Genomic DNA, 24,797 nt, shown 5'->3' on the forward strand with positions numbered 1-24,797 from the left:
CAGCGAATTCGTTACGAGTCAGCAGTACCGCTGAACCGCATGATCAGGCCGAGTGCGATGATTACTATGCCCCAGGTGACGCCCAGGACGATGGTGAAGCGGTTCAGGTTGCGTTCTGCCACGCCCGAAGAGCTGAGCCCTGAACTCATGCCGCCACCGAACATGTCGGACAGCCCGCCGCCGCGTCCCTTGTGCAGGAGGATCAGCAGCGTCAGCAGGAGGCTGGTGATCCCCAGGAGGATCTGCAGAATGACATGAAGAACGTCCACGACGGCCTTTCGGAAGTTGGAATTGCGGGAGGGTGTACCGGTGGCAGACTAGTCCGCCACCAAGTGGCTCTCGAACCTTACAATATTAGCAAACTCGGCGGGGTCAAGGCTGGCACCGCCCACCAGGACGCCGTCCACGTCACGCTCCTGCAGGATGGCCGCAGCATTGTTGGCCTTGACCGAACCGCCGTAGAGCAGGCGCGTCTTGGCCGCCACATCAGCGCCAAACAGCTTTTCCAGCTCGGCGCGGATGGCGGCGCACATTTCCTGGGCGTCCTCCGGTCCTGCCACTTCGCCGGTGCCGATGGCCCAAACGGGTTCGTAGGCTACCACCAGTTCAGCGGCCTGCTCGTTGGTGAGCCCGGCCACGCCGGCGCGGAGTTGCTGCAGCGTGTGCTCAACGTGGGTCCCGGCCTGGCGGATTTCCAGTCCCTCGCCGACGCAGAGGACAGGGGTGACGCCGTGCTTGAAGGCCGCCTTGACCTTGGCGTTGAGGACGTCGTCTGACTCGTTGTGGATGGTGCGGCGTTCGCTGTGGCCCACCAGGACGTACTTGCAGCCCAGCTTGTTCAGGAACTGCCCGGAAATGTCGCCGGTGTACGCCCCCGAATCGAATTGCGACAGGTCCTGCCCACCGTAGGCGATCTCCAGGTCGTCGCCCTGGACCAGGGTCTGGACGCCGCGGAGGTCGGTGAACGGCGGGAAGACCGCAACCTCAACGCGGCCGTAGTCGTGCTTGGCGTCGGACAGCGTCCAGGCCAGCTTCTGCAGCAGGGTAATGCCCTGCACGTGGTCCATGTTCATTTTCCAGTTGCCCGCAATGAAGGGCTTGCGGTCGAAGGCGCCGTTCGTTGACGTAGTCACGTGATCTCCAAAAGTTCTTGATATGTGTTCGGCCGGCAGGCTGCCGCGGGCAACCTGCCGGCCGGAGGACTGCGAAGTCCGGTACTGCGGGACGGCAGCGGTGGTTCTACCGGTCCAGGACGCTGAGGCCGGGGAGTTCCTTGCCTTCGAGGTATTCCAGGCTGGCGCCGCCACCGGTGGAAATGTGTCCGAACTGGTCATCGCTGAATCCCAGGGTGCGGACTGCGGCAGCCGAATCGCCGCCGCCCACCACTGTGAATCCGTCGGTTTCCGTCAGGGCCTGCGCGATGGCACGGGTGCCTGCAGAGAACGCCTCGAATTCGAAGACACCCATTGGGCCGTTCCAGAAGACCGTACGGGCTCCCTTGATCCGCTCGGCGAAGGCCGCAGCGGTATCCGGTCCAATGTCCAGGCCGATGCCCTGGGCACCAAAGGTGCTGCCCTCGATGGCGTCGGCAGGCACTGTCTCATGCGCGGCGTCGGCAGCGAACTTCTCCGCTACCACCACGTCAGTGGGAACCACGAATTCGGTTCCGGCGTCAGCCGCGCGCTTCAGGTAGTCCTTGACCACAGGGATCTGGTCTTCTTCAAGGAGGCTTGAGCCAACCTTGTGACCGGCTGCCGCCAGGAACGTGAAGAGCATGCCGCCGCCCACCAGGATGGTGTCAGCCTTGCCAATCAGGTTGTCGATCACTGCAAGCTTGTCCGAGACCTTGGAACCGCCCAGAACCACCACGTAGGGACGCTGGGTGTCGGCGGTCAGCTTCCGCAGGACCTCCACCTCGGTGTGCACCAGGTCGCCCTGGTACGACGGGAGCCGCGTGGCGACGTCGTAGACGCTCGCGTGCTTGCGGTGAACGGCGCCGAAGGCGTCGTCCACGTAAGCGCCGTTGCTGCCGGTGAGGGCTACCAGCTCGTCAGCGAAGGCACCGCGTTCAGCGTCATCCTTGCTGGTCTCGCGGGCGTCGAAACGGACGTTCTCGAGGACAAGGGCTTCACCGTCCTGCAAGGACGCCGCAGCTGCCTTGGCGGCGTCACCGACGGTGTCGGCGGCCAGGGTGGCCTTGAAGCCGGCAAGTTCGGCGAGGCGGTCCACTGCAGGGCGCAGGGAGTATTTGTCCTCCGGGGCGCCCTTGGGGCGTCCGAGGTGGGCTGTTACCAGCACGCGGGCACCGGCGTCCGTGAGCTTTGCCAGCACTGGGAGCGAGGCCTTGATGCGGCCATCGTCAGTGACTGTAGAGCCGTCGAGCGGCACATTCAGGTCACTTCGAACCAGAATGTACCGCCCGCGGACACCTTCAGCGATCAGTTCGTTGAGGGTGTGTGATGTCATGTGTCTAACCCTAGCCCAGCTTGGCTGCCACAAGCTCCGTGAGGTCGACGAGGCGGTTGGAGTAGCCCCATTCGTTGTCATACCAGGAAACAACCTTGACCTGGTTGCCAATAACCTTGGTGAGGCCGGCGTCGAAGATCGAGGAAGCAGGGTCACCGACGATGTCGGAGGACACGATGGGCTCCTCCGTGTAGGTCAGGAAACCCTGCAGCGCGTCGGACTCGGAGGCACGCTTGAGCGCTGCGTTGACTTCCTCCACGGTGGTTTCGCGGGAGACGGTAACGGTGAGGTCGGTGGCAGAGCCCGTGGGGACGGGGACGCGGATGGCGTAGCCGTCCAGCTTGCCCTTCAGTTCGGGGAGCACCAGGCCAATGGCCTTGGCGGCACCCGTGGAGGTGGGAACCATGTTGATGGCGGCGGCACGGGCACGGCGCAGGTCCTTGTGGGGGCCGTCCTGGAGGTTCTGGTCCGCAGTGTAGGCGTGCACGGTGGTCATGAGGCCACGCTCGATGCCGAACTCGTCGTTGACCACCTTGGCCAGCGGGCCGAGGCAGTTGGTGGTGCAGGACGCGTTGGAAATGATGTTGTGCTTGGCGTTGTCGTAGAGGTCGTGGTTGACGCCCATCACGATGGTGATGTCCTCGTCCGAGGCGGGGGCGGAGATCAGGACCTTCTTGGCGCCGGCATCGATGTGCTTCCTGGCGTCGGCTGCCTTGGTGAAGAAACCGGTGGATTCGATGACGATGTCAACGCCCAGTTCACCCCAGGGGAGGTTGGCCGGATCGCGTTCCGCCAGGACCTTGACCACATTGCCGTTGACGACGATGTTGCCGTCCTTGACCTCGATGGTTTCCTTCAGCCGGCCGCCGACGGAGTCGTACTTGAAAAGGTGGGCCAGCGCTTCGGGGCTGGTGAGGTCGTTGACGGCAACGATCTCCAGGTCCGCACCCTGGGCCAGTGCTGCGCGGAAGTAGTTGCGGCCAATGCGGCCGAAGCCGTTGATACCAATACGGGTCGTCACTTTTACAGTCTCCTTGGTGCTCTGAAAAGCACTACTAGTTGAGCGGGCGTTCAAGCCAACTAACAGATCCCGCACGCCATTGGGCAGAGATGATTTACACGGAGGGCGACCAGCCTCATTGCTGAAGGCTAACCGCCTTCCGTGACCTATCTTACGTTTAACTGGGTCCGCCCCCGCAAGTGCGGGGGCGGACGGTCCACATCCCGGCCGGTTTAAGTCAGAATGTGAAGTTTGTTACAGCCGTGTATAACGCCGGTCACTATGGGAGGGTGATCAGGCCCGTGGCGTTGGCGCGCGCTGCGTCGAAGCGCTGGGCGACGTCCGCCCAGTTGACGATGTTCCAGAACGCCTTGACGTAGTCGGCCTTGACGTTGACGTAGTCCAGGTAGAAAGCGTGCTCCCACATGTCGAGCATCAGCAGCGGGGTGGTGCCGAGCGCCACGTTGCCCTGCTGGTCGTAGAGCTGCTCGATGACCAGGTTCCCGCCGATGGGTTCGTAGGCCAGGAAGCCCCAGCCCGAGCCCTGCAGGCCGAGGGCGGCCGCGGAGAACTGCGCGCGGAAGGCATCGAAGGAGCCGAAGGCGTCGTCGATTGCGGCGGCCAGTTCGCCCTCAGGCTTGTCGCCGCCGTCCGGGGAGAGGTTCTTCCAGAACACCGAGTGGTTGATGTGGCCGCCGGTGTGGAACGCCAGGTCCTTGGAGAGCCGGTTGATGTTGGCGAAGTCGCCCTTTTCACGTGCCTCGGCCAGCTGGGCCAGTGCGTTGTTGGCGCCTGCCACGTAGGTGGCGTGGTGCTTGCTGTGGTGCAGCTCCATGATCCGCGCAGAGATGTGCGGTTCGAGGGCGGCGTAATCGTAGTTGAGTTCCGGCAATACGTACTCGGTCACAAAATCCTCCAATATCGTGGACCAGGAAGGCCCGGTTGGTAACTCTCGGATTGTGCATCCGGGCAGCTGGTGCCCGGAATTATTTCTGATTCTATGGGGCGCCTACTCGTCCAGCATTTCAGGCGTCACATTGGCGTCCGTTCCGGGAATGCCCAGGTCAAGTGCACGCTTGTCCGCCATGGCCAGCAGGCGGCGGATCCGGCCAGCGATCGCATCCTTGGTCATCACGGGGTCGGCCAGCCGGCCCAGCTCGTCAAGGCTTGCCTGCTTGTGCGCCACCCGCAGCTCACCGGCGTACTTGAGGTGGTCGGGGACGTCGTCGCCGAGGATTTCCAGGGCGCGTTCGACCCTTGCGCCGGCGGCGACTGCTGCCTGCGCGGAGCGGCGGAGGTTGGCGTCGTCAAAGTTGGCGAGCCGGTTGGCGGTGGCCCGGACCTCCTTGCGCATGCGGCGCTCCTCCCACACCATCAGGGCGTCGTGGGCGCCCATCCGGGTCAGGAGGGCGGCGATGGTGTCGCCGTCGCGGATCACAACGCGGTCCACTCCCCTGACTTCACGGGCCTTGGCCTGGATATCGAGCCGGCGGGCGGCCCCCACCAGGGCCAGTGCCGATTCCGGTCCCGGGCAGGTGACCTCCAGCGACGACGACCGGCCCGGTTCGGTAAGTGACCCATGCGCCAGGAACGCCCCGCGCCACACGGCCTCGGCGTCCGCGGCGGAACCGTTGACGACGGCGGATGGCAGCCCGCGCACGGGGCGGCCCCGTCCGTCCAAAAGGCCGGTCTGCCGGGCCAGCGCCTCGCCGTCGCGGACCACCCGGACTACGTAGCGGCTGGCGCGCCGGAGTCCGCCGGCGGACACTACGATGATCTCGCTCTGGTGCCCGTAGACTTCCGCGATGGCGGCGCGGAGCCGGCGTGCGGTGGACGCCAGGTCCACCTCCGCCTCGATCACGATCCTGCCGGAGATGATGTGCAGCCCCCCGGCGAACCGGAGCATTGCGGAAACCTCAGCCTTGCGCACTGATGACTTCTTGATGTCCAAACGGGACAGTTCTTCTTTGACCGATGCTGTCAGTGCCATGGCACCTTCCTAACTGTTCCCAAAAATGTCCTGGTACGCCGTGGCCAGCCTGAGCGGCTCGTGGACGGGGCGGCGTCCCGACGCCCCTACTTTACCCAAGACAACCTCCGCGCCTATCATGCCGGCGGCCTTCTCGAACTCCTGCCGGTCGGGCACGGACGCCGGATCGGCCAGGACCACGTCCACGCTGAACTCAGGGGCGTAGCGCCGGAGGACGTGGAGGTGGTCGGCCGCGGTCATGCCGGTGGTTTCCTTGGTGTCCGTGGCGAGGTTCATGGTGAGGCAGCGTTTGGCAGGGGTGCTGCACAGTGCCTGCCGCATCTCCGGCAGGAGCAGGTGCGGCAGGACGGAGGTGTACCAGGAACCCGGGCCCAGGACCACCCAGTCCGCCAGTTCGATTGCCGTCAAGGCTTCAGGGCAGGCCGGCGCGGCGGGGGGCAGGAGCCGGACCTCCTCCAGCGATCCGGCCACTGCGCAGCGGGCCTGGCCGCGGAGGGTCTGCAGGGCTGTCCCGCCGTCCGGGGCGGTAACCCTGACGTCGCCTTCGATGGTCAGCGGGACGGTGGACATGGGCAGGACCTGGCCACGGGCGCCCAGCAGCGCACCGGCCCATTTGAGCCCAGCGACGGCGTCACCGAGCAGCTCCCACAGCGTAACGATCAGCAGGTTGCCCATGGCGTGCTCATCCAGGGAGCCGCCGGGGCCCTTCCCGGCGCGGAACCGGTGCTGCATGACGTCGCGCCAGGTGCGTCCCCAGTCGGTGTCGTCGCAGAGCGCGGACAAAGCCATGCGCAGGTCTCCCGGCGGGAGGACGCCGTACTCTTCGCGCAGGCGCCCGGACGAGCCGCCGTCGTCCGCTACCGTGACGATAGCCGTGAGCTCGGAGGTGAGCAGGCGCAGTGCCGACAGTGAGGCCGCCAGGCCGTGCCCGCCACCCAGGGCCACGACGTTGGGACCCTTGTCCTGCTGGCCCGAGCCCTTACCAGCGGCCGGCGGCACCAGGGGCAGGGCTCCGGTGAACAGTGCCATTACTCTCGGCCCAGATCCCGGTGCGCGGTAGTCACCGTGACCCGCGGGTACTGTGCGAGCTTCTTTGAAAGTTCCACTGCGACAGCAACGGAGCGGTGCTTGCCGCCGGTGCAGCCGACGGCGATGGTGGCGTAGTGCTTGTTCTCCCGACGGTACCCCTCCAGGACGGGTTCCAGGGCGAGGACGTAGCGGTCCACGAAGTTCTTGACTCCCTCGGCCTCCAGGACGTAGTCGCTGACATCCTTGTCCAGGCCCGTCTGCGGACGGAGCTGCGGCACCCAGTGCGGGTTGGGGATGAACCTGACGTCGGCAACATAGTTCGCATCCACCGGGAGCCCGTACTTGAAGCCAAAGCTCATGACGTTGAGCCGCAGCGCCACCGGGCCGGTTTCACTGAACAGTTCCGTGATGGCGGTGGCCAGCCCGTGGACGTTGTAGTTGGAGGTATCGAGGACGACGTCGGAGCTGTCGCGCAGTTCCTGCAGCAGCTCGCGTTCGGCTGCGATGCCGTCCAGGATCCGGCCGCCGCCCTGGAGGGGGTGCGGCCGGCGGCCCTGTTCGAACCGCCGGACCAGGACGTTGTCGCTGGCGTCGAGGAACAGGACGCGGAAAGTGACGCCGCTGGCTGCGAGGGCGCCCAGCGCCGCCCGGATGTCCGCAAACAGGCCTTTGCTGCGGACATCGATGACCACTGCCAGCCGGGGAATCGACTGCGGGGCGTGGGAGACGAGCTCGGCGAGCGTGCCAAGCATCTGCGGGGGCAGGTTCTCCACGACGTACCAGCCGTGGTCCTCCAGCGCGTCCGCGGCGGTGCTTCGTCCGGCGCCGGACATCCCGGTGACCACCAGCAGTTCCGCTTCGAGCGGCTTGACGGGCTCCAGCCCGTCGTGGCCTCCGGATTCCGCCGTCGTGTCTGCCATGAAGCCTGCCCCGTTTCCTCGTTGTCCTGCCGGTCCCCGCGATGGCAGGGCCCGCCCTTTACCCTAGCTAAGTTTCAATGATTTCGCCGGTCGCCATGTTGATCGCGGGCACCGTCACAGCTTCGGGACCCTCTGCGGCAAAATGGCTGACGATGGCCCCGGCCAGGGCAGGGCCAATGCCCTTCGCCTCGGCGAGCTCCTCCGCAGTGGCTGCCTTCACGCCCTTGACCGATCCGAAGTGTGCCAGCAGGGCCTTGCGCTTGGAGGCGCCAAGGCCTGGGACGGCGTCCAGCGCGGACACCGTCATGGCCTTGCCGCGCTTCTGCCGGTGGAACGTGATGGCGAACCGGTGCGCCTCGTCACGGATCCGCTGGAGCAGGTACAGGCCCTGGGATGTACGGGGCAGGATCACCGGGAAGTCGCTGTCCGGAAGCCATACTTCCTCGAGCCGCTTGGCCAGGCCCACCACGTACACATCATCGATGCCCAGGTCCTTCAGGGCGCGGGCCGCTGCGTTAACCTGCGGCTGGCCGCCATCCACCACCACCAGGTTGGGCGGGTAGGCGAACTTGGCCTTGGGCGCCGGAGTGGTGGTGTCCAGGGCAGCAGTGCCCGGTGCCGGGTCCTGGCCGTCAGCTTCCAGTACCGCTTCGTCCACCTGCGCCGACTTGTCCTGGAGGTAGTGGCGGAACCTGCGGGTCAGGACGTCATGCATGGCGGCAGTGTCGTCGGAGGCCGCGGCTCCGGTGATGGAGAACTTGCGGTAGTCGGACTTCTTCGGCAGTCCGTCCTCGACCACCACCATGGAGGCCACCACATTGGTGCCCTGGACGTGGGAGACGTCGAAACATTCGATCCGGAGCAGGGGGACGGGGAGGTCCAGGGCTTCCTGCAGCTCCTGCAAGGCCTGCGACCTGACGGTGATGTCCCCGGCGCGGCGTGTCTTGTGGAGCTTGAGTGCATGTTCGGCGTTTTCGCGGACCGTGGACATCAGCGCCGCCTTGTCCCCGCGCTGGGGCACCCGGATGTCCACTTTGGCCCCGCGGATCCCGGCCAGCCAGGTGGCCAGGTCTTCCAGGTTGCTCGGCGCTACCGGAACCAGGACCTCCCGGGGCAGCCGGCCGTGCGTGTCGCCGTCCTCCCCGTAGACCTGCTGCAGCAGGTGCTCCACCAGGTCCGGAGTGGTGAAGTCTTCCACCTTTTCCACCACCCAGCCCCGCTGGCCGCGGATCCTGCCGCCGCGGACGTGGAACACCTGGACAGCAGCCTCCAGCTCATCCTCGTGCAGGGCGAAGACGTCGGCGTCGGTGTCCTCGGACAGCACCACGGCATTGCGTTCGAATACCTTCCGCAGCGCGGTGATGTCGTCGCGCAGCCGGGCGGCGTGCTCGTAGTCGAGCTTCGCCACGGCGTCGGACATCTGCTTTTCCAGCTTGTTGATGAATCTCTTGGCCTCGCCGCCCATGAAGGCACAGAAATCATCGGCCAGGGCCCGGTGGTCCTCTGGCGAAATCCGTCCAACGCAGGGCGCGGAACACTTGTCGATGTAGCCCAGCAGGCATGGCCGCCCGCTGGCCTGGGCGCGTTTGAAGACGCCGGCGCTGCAGCTCCTGACGGGGAAGACCCGGAGCAGGGTGTCCATGGTTTCCCGGATGGCGCCGGCGGTGTAGGGGCCGAAGTAGCGGGTTCCCTTCCGTTTGTCCCCCCGCATGACCTGCACCCGGGGGTACTTCTCACTCATGGTCACGGCAAGGTAGGGATAGGTCTTGTCGTCCCGGAACACCACGTTGAAGCGCGGCTTGAATTCCTTGATCCAGGTGTATTCGAGCTGCAGCGACTCAAGCTCGCTGCCCACCACGGTCCACTCCACGCTGCTGGCCGCATGGACCATCGCATAGGTTTTCGGCAGCAGCCCTGCCGGATTGGCGAAGTAGGAGTTCAGGCGGGACCGGAGGCTCTTGGCCTTGCCCACGTAGATAACCCGGCCGTGCGGATCACGGAACCGGTACACGCCCGGGTTGGTGGGGATTTCACCAGTCTTGGGCCGGTAACTTGCTGGATTTGCCACCTATCAAGTCTACTGAGTCCAGCCGGGTGTCCTTGCCGGCCCGGAGCGCCGGACTACTCTGCTGACTTGCTCTGGTTGTAGCTGGCGGACCGCTCCTGTCCGCTGAGGGCGGCGATCGCGTCCATGATCCGGTCCGTGACCTCACGGCGGGCCGGCAGCGAGTGGTCCGGTCCCGTCTTGTCGAAGTACAGCGGCTCCCCCACCTTCATGGTGAAGTGCTGGGGCCGGACGCCCTTTTCCCCGGCGCGCTGGAGCTTCTCGGTCCCAATCAGGCCAACGGGAATCACGGGGGCCCCGGTGGTGAGGGCGAGCCAGCCGACGCCGGTGCGGCCACGGTACAGGATGCCGTCCCGGGAGCGGGTCCCTTCGGGGTAGATGCCGATTCCGCGTCCGGCCTCGAGGATGTCGAGCAGGGTCTTCAGCGCCTGGACGCTGGCGGCTTGTTCGCCGCGCTCGACGGGAATGGAGCCCACGGACTCGAAAAAGGCTTTCATGACCCTGCCCTTGACACCGCCCGTGGTGAAGTACTCGGCCTTGGCGAAGAAAGCCACCGGACGGGGCATCAGCGCCTGGACGATCACGCTGTCGAAGAAGGAGAGGTGGTTGGGCGCCACGATAAAGGGGCCGTCGGACGGAACGTTTTCAAGTCCGACGACGGTGGGCCGGCAAGTGCCGCCGATCAGGTTGCGCGTGGTCCAGCGGACGGCATCAAACATTTCCATCGTTGCCCACCCCGCTCATGGCCGATGTGTGGACAGCCTGCAGCTTCTCAATGACCGCCACCAGCTCATCCCCCGTGCTGACGACGGCCACGGATCCGGCTTCCTCCAGTTCGCCGTCCGGGGCGAATCCCCAGACAACGCCGATGCAGTCTAGCCCGTTGGCGATGGCTCCGGACACGTCCTGGGCGCGGTCGCCCACCATGATGGCGTGCTGGGTATCGAGGTTTCGCAGGGCAGCGGCGATGATCTGGGTCTTTCCCAGCGGAACGCCTTCCACGGCTGTCTCGTCATCAGCCGAGCCATGGATGCCGTGGAAAAAGCCGTCGATGCCGTGGTGCGCCAGCACTTTGCGTGCCAGCGGCTGGGGCTTCTGGGTTGCCACCGCGACGGGCCGGCCTGCCTCAGCAAAGGACTCGAGGATACCGCGGATGCCCGGGTACAGCCGGCTCTGGGCAATACCTTTGGCGACGTAGTACTCGCGGTAGAGCCGGACCACCTCGTCAAGGTGTTCCGCCGGGACGTTGGCCACGTTAAGCAGGGAGTCGCTCAACTTGGGGCCGATCATCGCATCGAGCAGGTCCTGGCCGGGAACCGGGAGCCCCAGCCCGCGGAGGGCTGAGGCAATCCCCTCGGTTATTCCACCGGCGGGATCGACAAGAGTGCCGTCCAGGTCAAAGATCACGGGCACTGTTGTTGAAGTCACCGGGTTAGTTTCTCATGACAGCAGGAGTGCCTGAAACTCGCATTCCCGTTGCGGAATACTTCGCTGTGGTTTCGTCCGGTCAGCCGAGTATTTCTGCCAGGAATTTGCCGGTGTGGCTGGTGGTGGACTTGGCCACCTGCTCCGGCGTTCCTGCCGCAACGATCTGGCCGCCGCCGGAACCGCCATCCGGTCCGAGGTCAACCAGCCAGTCGGCGCTCTTGATGACATCGAGGTTGTGTTCGATGGTAATCACCGTGTTGCCCTTGTCGACCAGTCCCTGCAGAACCATGAGCAGCTTCCGGATGTCCTCGAAGTGCAGGCCCGTGGTGGGCTCGTCCAGGACATAGATGCTGCGGCCGTTGGACCGCTTCTGAAGTTCTGCTGCGAGCTTGACGCGCTGCGCCTCACCGCCGGAGAGGGTGGTGGCCGGCTGGCCCAGCCGCACGTAGCCCAGTCCCACATCCACCAGGGTGTTCAGGTGGCGTGCGATGGGTGAGAAGGCGGCGAAGAATTCGGCACCTTCCTCGATGGGCATGTTGAGGACATCGGCGATGGTCTTGCCCTTGTAGTGAACTTCCAGGGTTTCCCGGTTGTAGCGGGCTCCGTGGCACACTTCGCACGGGACATACACGTCCGGCAGGAAGTTCATCTCGATCTTCAGGGTGCCGTCACCCGAGCATGCCTCGCAGCGGCCGCCCTTGACGTTGAAAGAGAACCGGCCAGGAAGGTAGCCGCGTACCTTTGCCTCGGTGGTCTCGGCGAAAAGCTTGCGGATGTTGTCAAAAACGCCCGTGTACGTGGCCGGGTTGGAGCGCGGGGTGCGGCCGATGGGGCTCTGGTCCACGTGGACCACCTTGTCCAGGTGCTCCAGGCCATGGATTGTCTTGTGCCGCCCGGCCACCTGCTTGGCACCGTTCAGCTTGTTAGCCAGCACCTTGTAGAGGATCTCGTTGACCAGGGTTGACTTGCCCGAACCGCTGACGCCGGTCACCGCAGTGAACAGTCCCAGCGGGAAGGCGGCGTCAACGTTGACAAGGTTGTTCTCCCGCGCGCCTACCACCTTGATCTCGCGCTTCTTGTCGTACTTCCGGCGTTTCTTCGGTACCTCGATGGCCTTGCGGCCGGAAAGGTAGTCGCCAGTCAGCGAGTCCCGGTTGTCCAGCAGTTCCTTGTAGGTGCCGGAATGGACTACCTGGCCGCCGTGTTCCCCGGCGCCGGGCCCAATGTCCACGATCCAGTCGGCCACGTGGATGGTGTCTTCGTCGTGCTCGACGACGATGAGGGTGTTTCCCATGTCGCGGAGCCGTGTCAGGGTTTCGATGAGGCGGCGGTTGTCCCGCTGGTGCAGGCCGATGGAGGGCTCATCGAGAACGTAGAGGACGCCCACCAGTCCCGAGCCGATCTGGGTGGCGAGCCGGATGCGCTGTGCCTCGCCGCCGGAGAGGGTCGCGGACGGACGCTCGAGGTTGAGGTACTCCAGGCCGACGTCCAGGAGGAAAGTCAGGCGGGCCTGGATCTCCTTGAGGACCTGGTGGGCGATCTGGGCTTCGCGTCCGGTCAGCACCAGGTTGTTCAGGAACTCCGCACAGTCCCGCATGGGAAGGGCGGCGACCTCGGCGATGGACTTGCCGTTGATCAATACCGACAGGGATGCCGGGTTGAGGCGTGCGCCGTTGCAGGCAGGGCAGGGAACCTGCCGCATGTATTCCTCGTACCGGTCGCGGGCCCAGTCGGAATCAGTCTCGCCGTGCTTGCGGTGGACGTATTGGATGGCACCTTCGAAGCCGGTGCTGTACTTGCGTTCGCGGCCAAAGCGGTTGCGGTACTGCACAACCACCTTGTGGTCCTTGCCGTGCAGGACGGTCTGCCGCACGTCCTTGCCCAGCTTCTCCCACGGCGTGGTCATGGAGAAGCCGACTTCCTTGGCCAGGCCTTCCAGGAGCCGGTTCCAGTATTCGGTGGTGGCAGTGCCCAGCGACCACGGGGCGATGGCACCCTCCGAGAGGGACAGTTCAGGGTTGGGAACGATGAGTTCCTCATCCACTTCCAGCCGGGTGCCGATTCCGCTGCAGGCAGCACAGGCGCCGAAGGGGTTGTTGAACGAGAAGGAGCGGGGCTCGATCTCGTCGATGGCGAGGGGGTGCTCATTGGGGCAGGCAAGATTTTCCGAGAATGCCCGGATGCGTTCCGGCGCGTCTGCTTCAACGTCCACGAATTCGGCGAGGACGCGGCCTTCGGCCAGGCCCAGGGCGGTCTCGATGGAATCGGTGAGCCGCTGGCTGATCCCGTCCTTGACCACGAGTCGGTCCACCACCACCTCGATGGTGTGCTTGAACTGCTTGCCCAGCTTGGGCGGATCGCTCAACTGGACGAGGTTGCCGTCGACGCGCGCCCGGGAGTAGCCCTTGGCGCTGAGTTCCTTGAAGAGGTCCACGAACTCGCCCTTGCGTCCGCGGACCACCGGCGCCAGGACCTGGAAACGGGTGCCCTGGTCGAGTTCCAGGAGCTGGTCCACGATCTGCTGCGGGGTCTGCTTGGAGACCGGCTCACCGCAAACGGGGCAATGCGGCCTGCCGACGCGGGCCCACAGCAGGCGCATGTAGTCGTAGATCTCGGTGATGGTGCCCACCGTGGACCGCGGGTTCTTGCTGGTGGATTTCTGGTCGATCGAAACCGCCGGGGACAGGCCCTCGATGAAATCGACGTCGGGCTTGTCCACCTGGCCAAGGAACTGGCGCGCGTAGGCGGACAACGATTCGACGTAGCGCCGCTGGCCCTCCGCGAAGATGGTGTCGAACGCCAGCGAGGACTTGCCGGAACCGGAGAGGCCGGTGAAGACGATCATGGCGTCGCGCGGCAGGTCGAGGTCCACGTTGCGCAGGTTGTGCTCCCGCGCGCCCTTCACCACGAGGCGGGAGAGGTCCGGCCGCTGCGGGGCAGCAGAAGGGACGGCAAGGGAAGTGGAGGGGGCAGGGGTTTCTTCAGCTAAGGCTTTAGGCACCCCATAATGCTAATCGAAAACTTTTTCGAACACTGACGGTTCCGCCCTCAGGGAACATCGTAAGCGGCGGCCAGCAGCTTCACGGCTTCGGCGAAGCTGGCACCCCGGGATTTGGCGACGGCGGCGTACGCGGCGGCCGCTTGCGAGAGGTCCCCGAGCCGCTCGTCCCGGGCCGAAACCACTGTCCCGTGCCGGCCCCGGGTGGCCACGACGCCGGCAGCCTCCAGTTCCTTGTATGCCCTGGCGACGGTGTGCGGGGCGACGTCGAGTTTCTCTGCGAGGGCGCGGACGGCGGGGAGCCTGGTGCCGGGCGCCAGCGCACCGTTGTCCGCCAGGTGGATCACCTGGAGACGTAGTTGTTCGAACAGCGCCACGCTGCTGGCAGGGTTGGGACGCCAGGATCCTGGAAACCCGTCCGGGGTCACAGGCCGCCCTCCAGGACCTCGTTGCGGCCGTCCCGTTCGGCGAACTGGGCGTCGTAAAGCTTCGCGTAGTAACTGTCGGCGCCGAGCAGGCTTTCGTGCGTGCCCTGTTCGACGATGCGTCCGTGGTCCATGACGAGAATTAGATCAGCGTTCCGGATGGTGGACAAACGGTGGGCGATCATGAAGCTGGTCCGCCCGTCACGCAGACGCTGCATCGCCTGGCGGATGAGCAGTTCCGTCCTGGAGTCAACGGAACTGGTTGCCTCGTCCAGCACCAGGACGGCGCGCCCGGCCAGCTGTGCCCTGGCGATGGTAAGGAGTTGCCGCTGGCCCTGGCTGAGTGGCTCCCCTCCGTTTTCCAGCACCGTGGCATAGCCGTGCGGCAGGGACCTGATGAAGCGGTCGGCGTGGGTGGCTTCCGCGGCTGCGACAATCGCCGCGTCCGGCGCTCCGGGCAGTCCGTAGGCGATGTTTTCCCGGATACTGCCGTCGAAGAGCCAGGAATCCTGGAGGACCACACCGAAGTGGGCCCGCAACTGGTCGCGCGGTATTGCCGCGATGTCCCGGCCCCCCATGGTGATGGTGCCGGATGCGGGTTCCAGGAAGCGCATCAGGAGGTTCACCACGGTGCTCTTGCCTGCACCGGTGTGTCCCACGATCGCCACCGCCTGGCCGGGCTCCACGGCGAAGGTGAGGTTGCGCACGGCGGGCACAGCCCCTGGGTAGCCGAACGTGACGTCGTCGAAGACTATGCGGCCGCCGGCCGGGGCGCCGGTGCCCTGGCCGGCGTGCTCCGGGGCGTCCTCGCCCGCGTCCAGGAGCACGAAAACCCTTGCCGCCGATGCAGCACAGGACTGCATCACGTTCAGCAGGCCGCCGATCTGTCCGACGGGCTGGCTGAACAACCGGCTGAACTGGATGAACGCCTGGACTCCGCCGATGGTCATGGCTCCAGCGATGACCTGCAGGGCCCCCACCACCGCGACCAGGATGTAGTTGAGGTTGGACATGAGCACCATCAGCGGCTGGACCACCCCGGCCGCATACTGCGCCTTGGTAGCAACCAGCGCCAGGCGTCGGCTGCTGCGGCTGAAGACGTCCGCCGCGTGTTCCTGGCGGCCGAAGGCTTTGATGACTTCATGGCCGCTGATGAATTCCTCGACGTGGCTGTTCAGTTCGCCGGTCTCGGTCCACTGCCGCGCGAAGTGCTCCTGGGACCGCCGGGCCACCAGGACGGTGATCAGCGTGGAGACGGGGACAGTGGCAATGGCGATGGCCGCGAGCAGCGGCGAGATCCACAGCATCATGGCCAGCGAGCCGCACAGCATCAGGACGGACACGATGAGCTGTGTCAGGACCTGGTTCAGTGCTTGGGCGATGTTGTCGATGTCGTTGGTGGCACGGCTCAGCACGTCCCCGCGGGACCTTCCCCGGAAGTAAGTGGACGGGAGTCGGTGCAGCTTTTCCTCCACGGACGCGCGCAGCCCGTACATGAGCCCCTGCACGGCCCGCGCGGTCAACGCCCCCTGCATCCAGTTGAACAGGGATGCGAACACGTACATCAGGGCCACCGCTGCCAGCAGGACTCCGAGTCGCTGGTCGAGGCTGCCCTGCAGGACGCCGGCCACCACTTCGTCGGTGGCGTCACCCAGGTACTTTGGTGCTGCCACGTTGAGGACAGCGAAGGCGCAAGTGGCTCCAACGGCCCCGAGCATCTGCAGCCGGAAGGGCACCAGGAGGCCAAAGAGCCTGCGCGCAGTCGGCCAGAACCTGTACTCCTTTTCCTTGGCTTCCGGCTCCCCTGCCGTCACAGGGTGCCGTCCAGCGCGAGCTGTGATTCGGCAATTTCCCGGTAGGTGGCCGACGTTTCCAGCAGCTCGCGGTGGGTGCCCTGGGCAACGAGGCGGCCGTCGTCCAGCACCAGGATGAGGTCTGCGCCTGCCACGGCCGAGATGCGTTCGGACACGATGATGACGGTTGCATCGGCAAGCGCCCCATCCAGGGCGCGCCGCAACCTGGTATCCGTGTCGTAGTCCAGGGCCGAGAAGCTGTCGTCGAAAAGGTAGACGGGCGCCTTCCGCACCAAGGCCCGGGCGATGCACAGCCGTTGCCGCTGGCCGCCGGAAAGGCTGGCTCCACCCTGTCCGACAGGGGTGGCAAGCCCCAGTGGAAGGTCTCCCATGAACCGCATGGCCTGCGCCAACTCCAGTGCCGCCCAGAGCTCGTGGTCGGGGGCTGCGGGGGCTGCCATCCTCAGGTTGTCGGCGATCGTCCCGGTAAACAGGTGGGAATGCTGGGGCACCATGGCCATGGCTGCGCGGAGCTGGTCCAGGGACAGGTTCCGGACGTCGTGGCCGGCCAGGGTGACGCTGCCCTCGGTGGGGTCGAGGAAACGGGGGATCAGGTTCAGCAGCGTTGTCTTGCCACTTCCGGTGGAGCCGACAATTGCGGTGGTGGTGCCGGCAGCGGCGGTAAAACTGATCTCCGCAAGCACGGGGGCCTCAGCTCCCGGATAGGCGAAGCCGACGCCCTGGAAAGACACAGCAGCCGGCTGAATTGTGTCCACCCGGGGCTGCGCGCCGGCCGCGGCCGAGCTGCTGACGGACGGCTCCGTATCCAGCACTGCCTGGATGCGTTCGGCGCAAGCGGAGGCCCGCGGCGCCGTCATCAGCACATACATTGACATCATGATGGCCAGCAGGATCTGCATGATGTAGGCGATGAAAGCCGTGAGGGCGCCGAGGTTCATCAACCCCGCCTGGATGCGGTGGCCGCCGAACCACACCACGGCCACCGAGCTGATGTTGACCACCAGCATGATCATGGGCAGCATTCCGGCTACCAGAAGCGCCGACCGCAGATTGTTGGCGGTCAGCCGGGCGTTGGTGTCCGCAAACCGCCGCATTTCATGGCCCTGGCGGACAAAGGACCGGATCACATCCGTCCCGATGATCTGTTCGCGCAGGATGCCGCCTGACCGGTCCAGCAGGTCCTGCCCCTCCCGGTAGAGCGGGATGAGGCGCCGGACTATCGAGTACATGATCAGCAGGAGCAGCGGAACAATGACGATTACCACCGCGGACAGGGCCGCATCCTGCTGGACGGCCAGGACGATCCCGCCGATGCCCATGGCCGGCCCGGCGAAGAGCATGGTGAAGACCAGCAGGGCGAACGCCTGGATCTGTTGGACGTCGTTCGTGGCGCGGGTGGTCAGGCTGTGGGTTCCGAACAGGGCCACATCCTGTGAGGAGAAGGACTGGATCCGGTTGAAGATGTCCGCCCGCAATCGGTGCCCGATCTTCATCGCAACAAGCGCGCCGACGTAGCAGGCAGCAATGGCGGCTGCCGCCTGCACCACCGCGATGGCAGCCATGAGCGCACCCAGCCGGGAGATCACCTGGGGTTGGCCGGCCACGATTCCGTCATCGATGATGGCCGCGTTCACGGTGGGCAGCAGCAGGTTGGCCGCTGCCTGGACCAGTTGGAGGACGATGATCGCCCATACGTGCCTGCGTTGGCCGGCAAGCTGCCGCCTCATGAGTCCGACCAGCAAAATACCCCCTGTACATGCCTACGGCCGACCAGGGGCCAGCGGCTTGACCCCTGAACTACAGTCGCCATTGTAAGCCAGATCACTTTCAGCTGCTGTCACACGCTGTGACTGGTCCGAAAACACGTTGGGAGTGCCCGTGCTAGCCCCTCTTCCGGCCCACGGCGAAGATCCGCCTGAAGGGGAAGACCGTGCCGTGGGGTCCGCTCGGATAAGCTTCCCGCAGGGCCGCCGCGTACTCGGATTCAAAGCGCTTGGCATCCTCGCTTCCGAGGATGCCCATGACCGGGCGCAGTGCGGTGCCGCGGACCCACTCGAGTACGGGGTCGGGCCCCTGCAGGACCTGCTGGTAACTGGTTTCCCAGGCATCCGCGGCGTAGCCGGCGTCGAGCAGGATGTTCAGGTAGTCCCCCGGCTCCCCCACGGTTTCCCCGCCCCGCAGCACGCCGCCCAGCTTGCCTGACCAGCGGTCAGACGCTGCGAGCTCCCGCATCAGGGAATGTGACGGGGCATTGAAGTTTCCGGGCACCTGCAGGGCAAACCAGGCTCCCGGCCGGAGGGCGTCCAGCCACCGGCGCATCAGATCCCGGTGGCCGGGCACCCACTGCAGGGCTGCGTTGCTGACCACGACGTCCGTCTCCCCGGTGGGCATCCAGGTTGCGATGTCCGCCTGTTCAAAGGACAGGCCCGGAACGACCTCTGCCAGCCTGGCCGCGCGTGCCAGCATCTCGGCAGACGAGTCCAGTCCAACCACCTGGGCTTCGGACCACCGTTCAGCCAGGGACGCGGTCAGGTTCCCCGGACCGCACCCGAGGTCAACGACCCGTGCGGGACGGTCGGCATGGATCCGGCCGGTGAGGTCGAAGAACGGCCTGTTCCGGTGGTCATCGAACTGGACGTACTTTGCGGGGTCCCATTTCATGAATTCTCCAGGTTCTAGCATGCACACGGGCAAGGCGAAGCCTAACCCTCCCGGAGCGCCCTATGCGGCCGCAACGTGGCACTAAGGTTGAAGTCAATGAAACTCGTTGACCAGCTGAGCGATCTGTCCGTCCCCAACGCCGCCGTCGACCCCGACGCCCTGTACAGCCGCTTTGTGGACTGGACCGAATCCCGGGGGCTGTCCCTGTACCCGGCACAGGACGAGGCGATCATGGAGCTGGCAACCGGGGCGAACGTCATCCTGGCCACTCCGACGGGATCCGGTAAGTCGCTGGTGGCTATCGCCGCGCACTTCCAGGCCATGGCCCAGGGCCGGCGCAGCTACTACACCGCGCCCATCAAGGCGTTGGTGTCCGAAAAGTTCTTTGCGCTCTGCGACATCTTCGGCGCGGAGAACGTCGGCATGATCACCGGTGATTCCGGGGTCAACCAGGATGCGCCCATCATCTGCTGCACGGCCGAGATCCTGGCCAACATCGCGCTGCGGGAGGGCTCCGCGGCGGAGCTGGGCGCGGTGGTCATGGATGAGTTCCATTTCTACTCCGACCCGCAGCGCGGCTGGGCCTGGCAGGTCCCGCTCCTGGAGCTTCCGCAGGCACAGTTCCTCCTGATGTCCGCGACCTTGGGTGACGTCAGCCGGTTCGAGGAGGGGCTCACGGCGCTCACGGGCCGCGCCACCACCACGGTGAGTTCTGCGGAGCGGCCCATTCCGCTGCACTACTACTACCACCAGACACCGGTCCACGAGACGCTGGAGGAACTGCTGTCCACCAGGCAGGTGCCCGTCTATGTGGTGCACTTCAGCCAGCTTGAGGCGATCGACCGCGCCCAGAACCTGATGAGCATCAACGTTTGCACCCGGGAGGAAAAGGACAAGATCGCGGACCTCATTGCCAATTTCCGGTTCGCCGCCGGATTTGGCAAGACGCTGAACCGGCTGGTGCGGCACGGAATCGGTGTACACCACGCCGGCATGCTGCCCAAGTACCGCCGGCTGGTGGAACAGCTGGCCCAGGCGGGACTCCTGAAGGTTATTTGCGGAACGGACACGCTGGGCGTGGGCATCAACGTCCCCATCCGCACCGTGCTGCTCACCGCCCTGAGCAAGTACGACGGCGTCCGCACCCGGCTGCTCAACTCACGCGAGTTCCACCAGATTGCGGGCCGGGCCGGCAGGGCGGGTTACGACACCGCCGGGACGGTGGTGGTCCAGGCGCCCGAGCACGTGATTGAAAACGTCAAGGCCATGGCGAAGGCCACGGCAAAGTTCGGTGACGACCAGAAAAAGCTCCGCCAGGTGGTCAGGAAAAAGCCGCCCGAAGGTTTTGTGTCCTGGGGGGAGCCGACATTCAAACGGCTGGTGGAATCCGTCCCCGACCCACTGACGTCCAGCTTCACGGTGACGCACGCCATGCTGATGAACCTGATGGAACGGCCCGGCGACCCCTTCGCCGCCGCCCGGCGGCTGCTCACCGAAAACCATGAGCCGCGCTCCTCCCAGCTGCGGCTCATGAAGAAGGCGCTGGGAATCTACCGCGAACTCCTCGCCGCCGAAGTCATCGAGCGGATCCCGCCGGAGGAACAGGGCCCGGATGGCCGCACAGTCCGCCTGACGGTACACCTGCAGCCCAACTTCGCCCTGAACCAGCCGCTCTCCCCCTTCGCCCTTGCCGCACTGGACCTCCTTGACCCGGAGTCGCCGTCGTACGCCCTGGACGTGGTGTCCGTCATCGAGGCGACCCTGGAGAAACCCCGGCAGATCCTCTCGGCGCAGCAGAAGAAGGCCCGCGGCGAAGCTGTGGCGGCCATGAAGGCCGACGGCATCGACTATGACCAGCGGATGGCCATGCTGGACGAGGTCACCTACCCCCAGCCGCTCGCGGAAATCCTTGGCGAGGCGTTCGAGGTATACCGGAAGGCCGCGCCGTGGGTGGGCGACTTTGAGCTTGCCCCCAAGTCGGTGGTCCGGGATATGTACGAGCGGGCGATGAACTTCGGCGAATTCGTCCAGTTCTACGGACTGGCCAGGTCGGAGGGCATCGTGCTGCGGTACCTCGCGGACGCCTTCAAGGCACTCCGGCAGACGGTGCCGCAGGACATGCTTCGTGAGGACCTGGCGGACCTGACCGCCTGGCTCGGGGAATTGGTCCGGCAGGTGGACTCCAGCCTCCTCGACGAGTGGGAAGAGCTGGCGTCCGGTGTGATGCCCACGCCGCACGACGCTCCACCACCCCCGCCGCCGTCGCTCACCTCCAACATCCGCGCCTTCCGGGTCATGGTGCGGAACGAGATGTTCCGGCGCGTGGAGCTGTTCGCCGATGAGGACGCCACTGCGTTGGGAGAGCTCGACGGCGCCTCGGGCTGGGGCGCCGAGCGCTGGGAGGATGCGCTGGATGACTACTTCGACGAACACGACGACATCGGGACGGGGCCGGACGCGCGTGGCCCCGGTCTGCTGATCATCACCGAAGAACGCGGGACCTGGAAGGTGCGCCAGATCTTCGACGACCCTGCCGGCAACCACGACTGGGGCATCTCGGCAGAGGTGGACCTGGCGGACTCCGACGCGACCGGAACGGCCGTGGTGAGGGTGACGGACGTGAACCGGCTCTAGCCCCCGGACTGGCCCGGTGCATGCGCTGCGGCGGGCGCGGCGGACCCGGCGGTAAGCTCGGACAATGAGTTCAATCCGCCCCGCAACCCGGCAAGACGTACCCGCCATCCTCCGGATGATCCACGAGCTGGCGCGTTACGAAAAGGAACCCGACGCCGTCCGGAACACCCCGGAAATGCTGGAGCAGGCCCTGTTCGGCGTGAACCCGCGCGTCTTTGCCACCATGGCCGAGGACAGTGCCGGCGCGGTGCAGGGCTTTGCGTTGTGGTTCCTGAACTATTCCACGTGGGAGGGCGTGCACGGGATCTACCTGGAAGACCTGTACGTCAGCCCCGCTGCCCGCGGCGAAGGGCACGGCAAGGCACTCCTCCAGCACCTGGCGGCGATTGCCGTGGAGAAGGGCTACGCGCGGGTGGAATGGAGCGTGCTGGACTGGAATGAGCCCTCCATCAACTTCTACCGCAGCCTCGGCGCGCGGCCCATGGACGGTTGGTCCACGTTCCGCCTGACGGGCGTGGCACTGGACCGTTTCGGCCAGGCAACCTCCGCTCCCGCTGCCGCCCATGGCTGACGTGCGCCGGGCATCAGGCCCCGCTGCGGGACATGAGGTCAGGGCCAGGCACGAATTCCGCGGGATGCGCACGGTGGAGCACTATTTCACTGTCCCCCTGGACCATGCCGAGCCCGCCGGCGAGGCCATCACGGTTTTCGCCCGTGAGTACGTGTCCGCCGCCCACACCCCGGAGGCCGCCGCGCAACTTCCCTGGCTCCTCTTCCTGCAGGGCGGCCCGGGCGGGCGCGGCAACCGGTGGGGCTCCCTGGGCGGCTGGAGCAAGGCCGCAGCGCAGGACTTCCGTATCCTGATGCTGGACCAGCGCGGCACCGGGCTCTCCACCCCCCTTGACCGCAACACCCTGCCCGGCCGTGGGACCGCCGCTGAACAAGCAGCGTTCCTGGAGCACTTCCGCGCTGACTCGATCGTGGCGGACGCCGAGTTGATCCGCCACGCGCTGGGCTCGCCCGCCTGGACCGTTTACGGCCAGAGCTACGGCGGCTTCTGCGCCCTGACCTACCTGTCGTTCGCGCCGGAGGGACTGCAGGAGGTGCTGATCACCGGCGGGCTGGCGCCGCTCTCAGGCAGCGCGGATGACGTGTACCGGGCCACCTACCAGCGCGTCGCGGCCCGTAACGATGAGTACTTCGGCTGGTACCCGGAGGACAGGGCTACGGTTGAGAGAATCGCCCGCCACCTCCGAAGCACCTCCGAATTCATGCCTGACGGGAGCCCGCTCACGGTGGGGCGGTTCCAGATGGCGGGCGCATTCCTGGGCGGCAACACCCGCGTGGACAGCCTCCATTACCTGCTCGAGGACGCGTTCGTGGAGACGTCCGGCGTTCCCCGGCTGTCGGACACTTTCCTGGAGCAGCTGCAGGGGGTGGTCTCACGACGGTCCAACCCGCTGTATGCGCTGATGCACGAGTCCATCTACGGCCAGGACCAGGCCACCAACTGGTCAGCCTGGCGGATCCTCGGCGAGAACCCCTGGTTCAGGCCTGACGCCGAACCACTGCTCCTGACCGGCGAAATGGTGTACCCGTGGTACTTCGAACAGGACCCCGCACTGGAGCCGCTGCGCGAGGTGGCTGACCTGCTGGCAGCCAAGCAGGATTGGAAGCCGCTCTACGACCCCCGGGTGCTGGCGGCCAACACCGTTCCGGCCGCGGCGGCGGTATACACGGATGACATCTACGTGGACCGGGATCTGTCCCTGCGGACTGCAGCCGCCGTGAACGGGCTGCAGGTCTGGGAGACTGCCGACTTCCATCATGACGGGATCGCCGACGACGGTGAGCGGATTTTTGCCCGCCTGCTGGGCATGGCACGCTCAGGCGGCCGCCGACCGCCGGCGTGATGTCCGGGTGACGACGGCGGCGCCCAGGACGGTTGCTCCGGCCAGTCCGCCGAGCAGGTTCAGGCCGAGGTAGCCGGCGTAGCCCAGGACCAGCCCGGACGCCGCCCCGCCTACGGCACCTGCAGCGCCCATCAGCATGTCGGACACGCCCTGCACGGCCACCCGGACTTCCCTGCCGACGCTTTCGGCCAGCAGCGTGGAGCCGGAGATCGTCGCGGCAGACCAACCCATGCCCAGCAGGACCAGCCCCACCGCCACCGCGCCGGTTGAGGACTCCCCCAGGCCGGCGACCGCGACGGCAGCGATCAGCAGCATGAAGCCAATAATGATGGTCTCCAGCCTCCCCGCCCTGTCGGTCAGCCACCCCATCAACGGAGACAGCGCGAACATCCCGGCGATGTGCAGGGAGATGGTGAAACCGATGATGACCAGTACGTCCCCCGCGGCAATGTGGCCCGCGTGCTGGCCCGGCCCTTCCACCAGGTGCTGCAGGTGGAGTGGCGTCATGGACATGACCCCAACCATCACGGCGTGGGCTGCGACGACGGCCGAAACCGCGAGCAGCGCAGTCCGGGAACCGCGAATGGCATGCAGGCCGCGGCGAAGCGACCCCCGGCTGCGTGGCGCGGCTGCGGCCAGGCGTTCCCCATCCCCGGGCACGGTTGGCACGATGGACGCCGCGGCAAGCTGCCGTGCCAGCAGGAGCGGGTCAGGCCGCAGGCCGGCGAACAGGAGCACCGCGGCGATGAGGAGGCCGGCCCCGGAAATCACGAACGGGCCCGCGATGGGAGGAAGGCCCAGGAGTGTTCCCACGACCGTTCCGGGCTGGATGAGGTTGGGTCCGGCGACGGCACCAACCGTCACCGCCCAGACCACGGTGGACAATGCCCGGCCGCGGTGTTCGGCGGTGGCCAGGTCCACGGCGGCAAACCTCGCCTGCAGGCTCGCTGCCGTGCCGATGCCAATGCCTGCCGACCCCAGGACCAGCAGGACGAAAAGCCCGGATACAACGGCCAGGACCATGAGGACTGCGCCGGCCAAGGCAGCCGAGAGGCCGGCCACCTGCCCAGCCCGCCGTCCACGGCGTTCAGCCAGCGAGGCCAACGGCAGGGCCGACGCCGCGGCACCCAGGGTCATCACGGTGGCCACCGAACCCGCCCAGGCGCTGGAACCCGAGAGTTCCACGGCCAGGATGGAGCCGATGGACACGGTTGATCCGGTCCCAAGCCCACCAAACACCTGGGCCACGCTCAACAGCAGGACGGTTCGCCGCTGCACCCGTCGCGCGCCCGGATCCATCGGAATCGTGCGGACCATGGTTCGAGCATAGTCCTGCCTCTGCCCATGCCACAGGGGGTGCGGACCGAGGTGCGGATCGATGCGTCCTGCGGAGGCTTAAACAGGTAATCCCGGCCGTGGGGGCCGGGATTACCTTGATGTAAAGAGGCGGGTGT

At 66.1% G+C, this 24,797-nt stretch carries 20 protein-coding genes; 3 read left to right on the forward strand and 17 right to left on the reverse strand.

Annotated elements, in window-relative coordinates:
* Positions 1-11: 11 nt before the first annotated feature.
* From secG to NIBR502771_RS15380, 16 genes are all read right to left on the reverse strand, one after another.
* The gene (gene secG, locus NIBR502771_RS15305) at positions 12-269 is read right to left on the reverse strand and encodes a preprotein translocase subunit SecG (RefSeq protein ID WP_141160504.1); all 258 of its coding nucleotides are present in this window, start codon (positions 267-269) and stop codon (positions 12-14) included.
* A gap of 48 nt (positions 270-317) precedes the next feature.
* A complete protein-coding gene (tpiA, locus tag NIBR502771_RS15310) occupies positions 318-1,133 on the reverse strand; it encodes a triose-phosphate isomerase (RefSeq protein ID WP_141160505.1) in 816 nt (271 codons plus the stop codon).
* A 106-nt stretch (positions 1,134-1,239) separates the two neighbouring features.
* Positions 1,240-2,466: a phosphoglycerate kinase gene (pgk, locus tag NIBR502771_RS15315; RefSeq protein ID WP_141160506.1), complete on the reverse strand. Its 1,227-nt coding sequence runs from the start codon at positions 2,464-2,466 to the stop codon at positions 1,240-1,242.
* A gap of 10 nt (positions 2,467-2,476) precedes the next feature.
* Positions 2,477-3,487: a type I glyceraldehyde-3-phosphate dehydrogenase gene (gap, locus tag NIBR502771_RS15320; protein ID WP_141160507.1), complete on the reverse strand. Its 1,011-nt coding sequence runs from the start codon at positions 3,485-3,487 to the stop codon at positions 2,477-2,479.
* A gap of 259 nt (positions 3,488-3,746) precedes the next feature.
* Positions 3,747-4,373 (reverse strand): superoxide dismutase, encoded by a 627-nt coding sequence (locus NIBR502771_RS15325; protein WP_141160508.1) that lies wholly within the window; start codon positions 4,371-4,373, stop codon positions 3,747-3,749.
* Positions 4,374-4,475: 102 nt separating this feature from the next.
* Positions 4,476-5,456, reverse strand: a complete 981-nt coding sequence (whiA, locus tag NIBR502771_RS15330; RefSeq protein ID WP_043454785.1) for a DNA-binding protein WhiA — start codon at positions 5,454-5,456, stop codon at positions 4,476-4,478.
* A gap of 9 nt (positions 5,457-5,465) precedes the next feature.
* On the reverse strand, positions 5,466-6,485 hold the full coding sequence (gene yvcK / locus NIBR502771_RS15335) for a uridine diphosphate-N-acetylglucosamine-binding protein YvcK (RefSeq protein WP_141160509.1): 1,020 nt from the start codon (positions 6,483-6,485) through the stop codon (positions 5,466-5,468).
* The gene (rapZ, locus tag NIBR502771_RS15340; RefSeq protein ID WP_141160510.1) at positions 6,485-7,405 is read right to left on the reverse strand and encodes an RNase adapter RapZ; all 921 of its coding nucleotides are present in this window, start codon (positions 7,403-7,405) and stop codon (positions 6,485-6,487) included. Before rapZ ends, yvcK begins: the two co-directional genes overlap by 1 nt.
* A 67-nt stretch (positions 7,406-7,472) precedes the next feature.
* Positions 7,473-9,473, reverse strand: a complete 2,001-nt coding sequence (uvrC, locus tag NIBR502771_RS15345) for an excinuclease ABC subunit UvrC (protein ID WP_141160511.1) — start codon at positions 9,471-9,473, stop codon at positions 7,473-7,475.
* A gap of 53 nt (positions 9,474-9,526) precedes the next feature.
* Positions 9,527-10,195, reverse strand: a complete 669-nt coding sequence (locus tag NIBR502771_RS15350) for a 1-acyl-sn-glycerol-3-phosphate acyltransferase (RefSeq protein ID WP_141160512.1) — start codon at positions 10,193-10,195, stop codon at positions 9,527-9,529.
* A complete protein-coding gene (locus NIBR502771_RS15355) occupies positions 10,182-10,898 on the reverse strand; it encodes an HAD hydrolase-like protein (protein ID WP_141160513.1) in 717 nt (238 codons plus the stop codon). Before NIBR502771_RS15355 ends, NIBR502771_RS15350 begins: the two co-directional genes overlap by 14 nt.
* Before the next feature lie 79 nt (positions 10,899-10,977).
* The gene (gene uvrA / locus NIBR502771_RS15360) at positions 10,978-13,899 is read right to left on the reverse strand and encodes an excinuclease ABC subunit UvrA (RefSeq protein WP_141160514.1); all 2,922 of its coding nucleotides are present in this window, start codon (positions 13,897-13,899) and stop codon (positions 10,978-10,980) included.
* Between the two features lie 47 nt (positions 13,900-13,946).
* A complete protein-coding gene (locus NIBR502771_RS15365) occupies positions 13,947-14,324 on the reverse strand; it encodes a GntR family transcriptional regulator (RefSeq protein WP_141160515.1) in 378 nt (125 codons plus the stop codon).
* Positions 14,321-16,135: an ABC transporter ATP-binding protein gene (locus NIBR502771_RS15370; protein WP_141160516.1), complete on the reverse strand. Its 1,815-nt coding sequence runs from the start codon at positions 16,133-16,135 to the stop codon at positions 14,321-14,323. The genes NIBR502771_RS15365 and NIBR502771_RS15370 overlap by 4 nt, the downstream gene beginning before the upstream one ends.
* Positions 16,132-17,862, reverse strand: a complete 1,731-nt coding sequence (locus NIBR502771_RS15375) for an ABC transporter ATP-binding protein (RefSeq protein ID WP_246839684.1) — start codon at positions 17,860-17,862, stop codon at positions 16,132-16,134. Before NIBR502771_RS15375 ends, NIBR502771_RS15370 begins: the two co-directional genes overlap by 4 nt.
* A gap of 154 nt (positions 17,863-18,016) precedes the next feature.
* The gene (locus NIBR502771_RS15380; RefSeq protein WP_141160518.1) at positions 18,017-18,796 is read right to left on the reverse strand and encodes a trans-aconitate 2-methyltransferase; all 780 of its coding nucleotides are present in this window, start codon (positions 18,794-18,796) and stop codon (positions 18,017-18,019) included.
* Between the two features lie 96 nt (positions 18,797-18,892).
* Between NIBR502771_RS15380 and NIBR502771_RS15385 the strand changes: the two genes are divergently transcribed.
* From NIBR502771_RS15385 to NIBR502771_RS15395, 3 genes are all read left to right on the forward strand, one after another.
* Positions 18,893-21,430 (forward strand): RNA helicase, encoded by a 2,538-nt coding sequence (locus NIBR502771_RS15385; RefSeq protein WP_141160519.1) that lies wholly within the window; start codon positions 18,893-18,895, stop codon positions 21,428-21,430.
* 64 nt (positions 21,431-21,494) lie between these two features.
* Positions 21,495-22,001: a GNAT family N-acetyltransferase gene (locus tag NIBR502771_RS15390; protein WP_141160520.1), complete on the forward strand. Its 507-nt coding sequence runs from the start codon at positions 21,495-21,497 to the stop codon at positions 21,999-22,001.
* Positions 21,994-23,343, forward strand: a complete 1,350-nt coding sequence (locus NIBR502771_RS15395; protein ID WP_141160521.1) for an alpha/beta fold hydrolase — start codon at positions 21,994-21,996, stop codon at positions 23,341-23,343. The genes NIBR502771_RS15390 and NIBR502771_RS15395 overlap by 8 nt, the downstream gene beginning before the upstream one ends.
* Here NIBR502771_RS15395 and NIBR502771_RS15400 read toward each other — a convergent pair.
* Positions 23,317-24,660: an MFS transporter gene (locus NIBR502771_RS15400; protein ID WP_141160522.1), complete on the reverse strand. Its 1,344-nt coding sequence runs from the start codon at positions 24,658-24,660 to the stop codon at positions 23,317-23,319. The genes NIBR502771_RS15395 and NIBR502771_RS15400 overlap by 27 nt on opposite strands.
* Between the last annotated feature and the right edge of the window lie 137 nt (positions 24,661-24,797).

Origin of the sequence: Pseudarthrobacter sp. NIBRBAC000502771 (assembly GCF_006517215.1) — a bacterium.
Lineage (GTDB): Bacteria > Actinomycetota > Actinomycetes > Actinomycetales > Micrococcaceae > Arthrobacter > Arthrobacter niigatensis.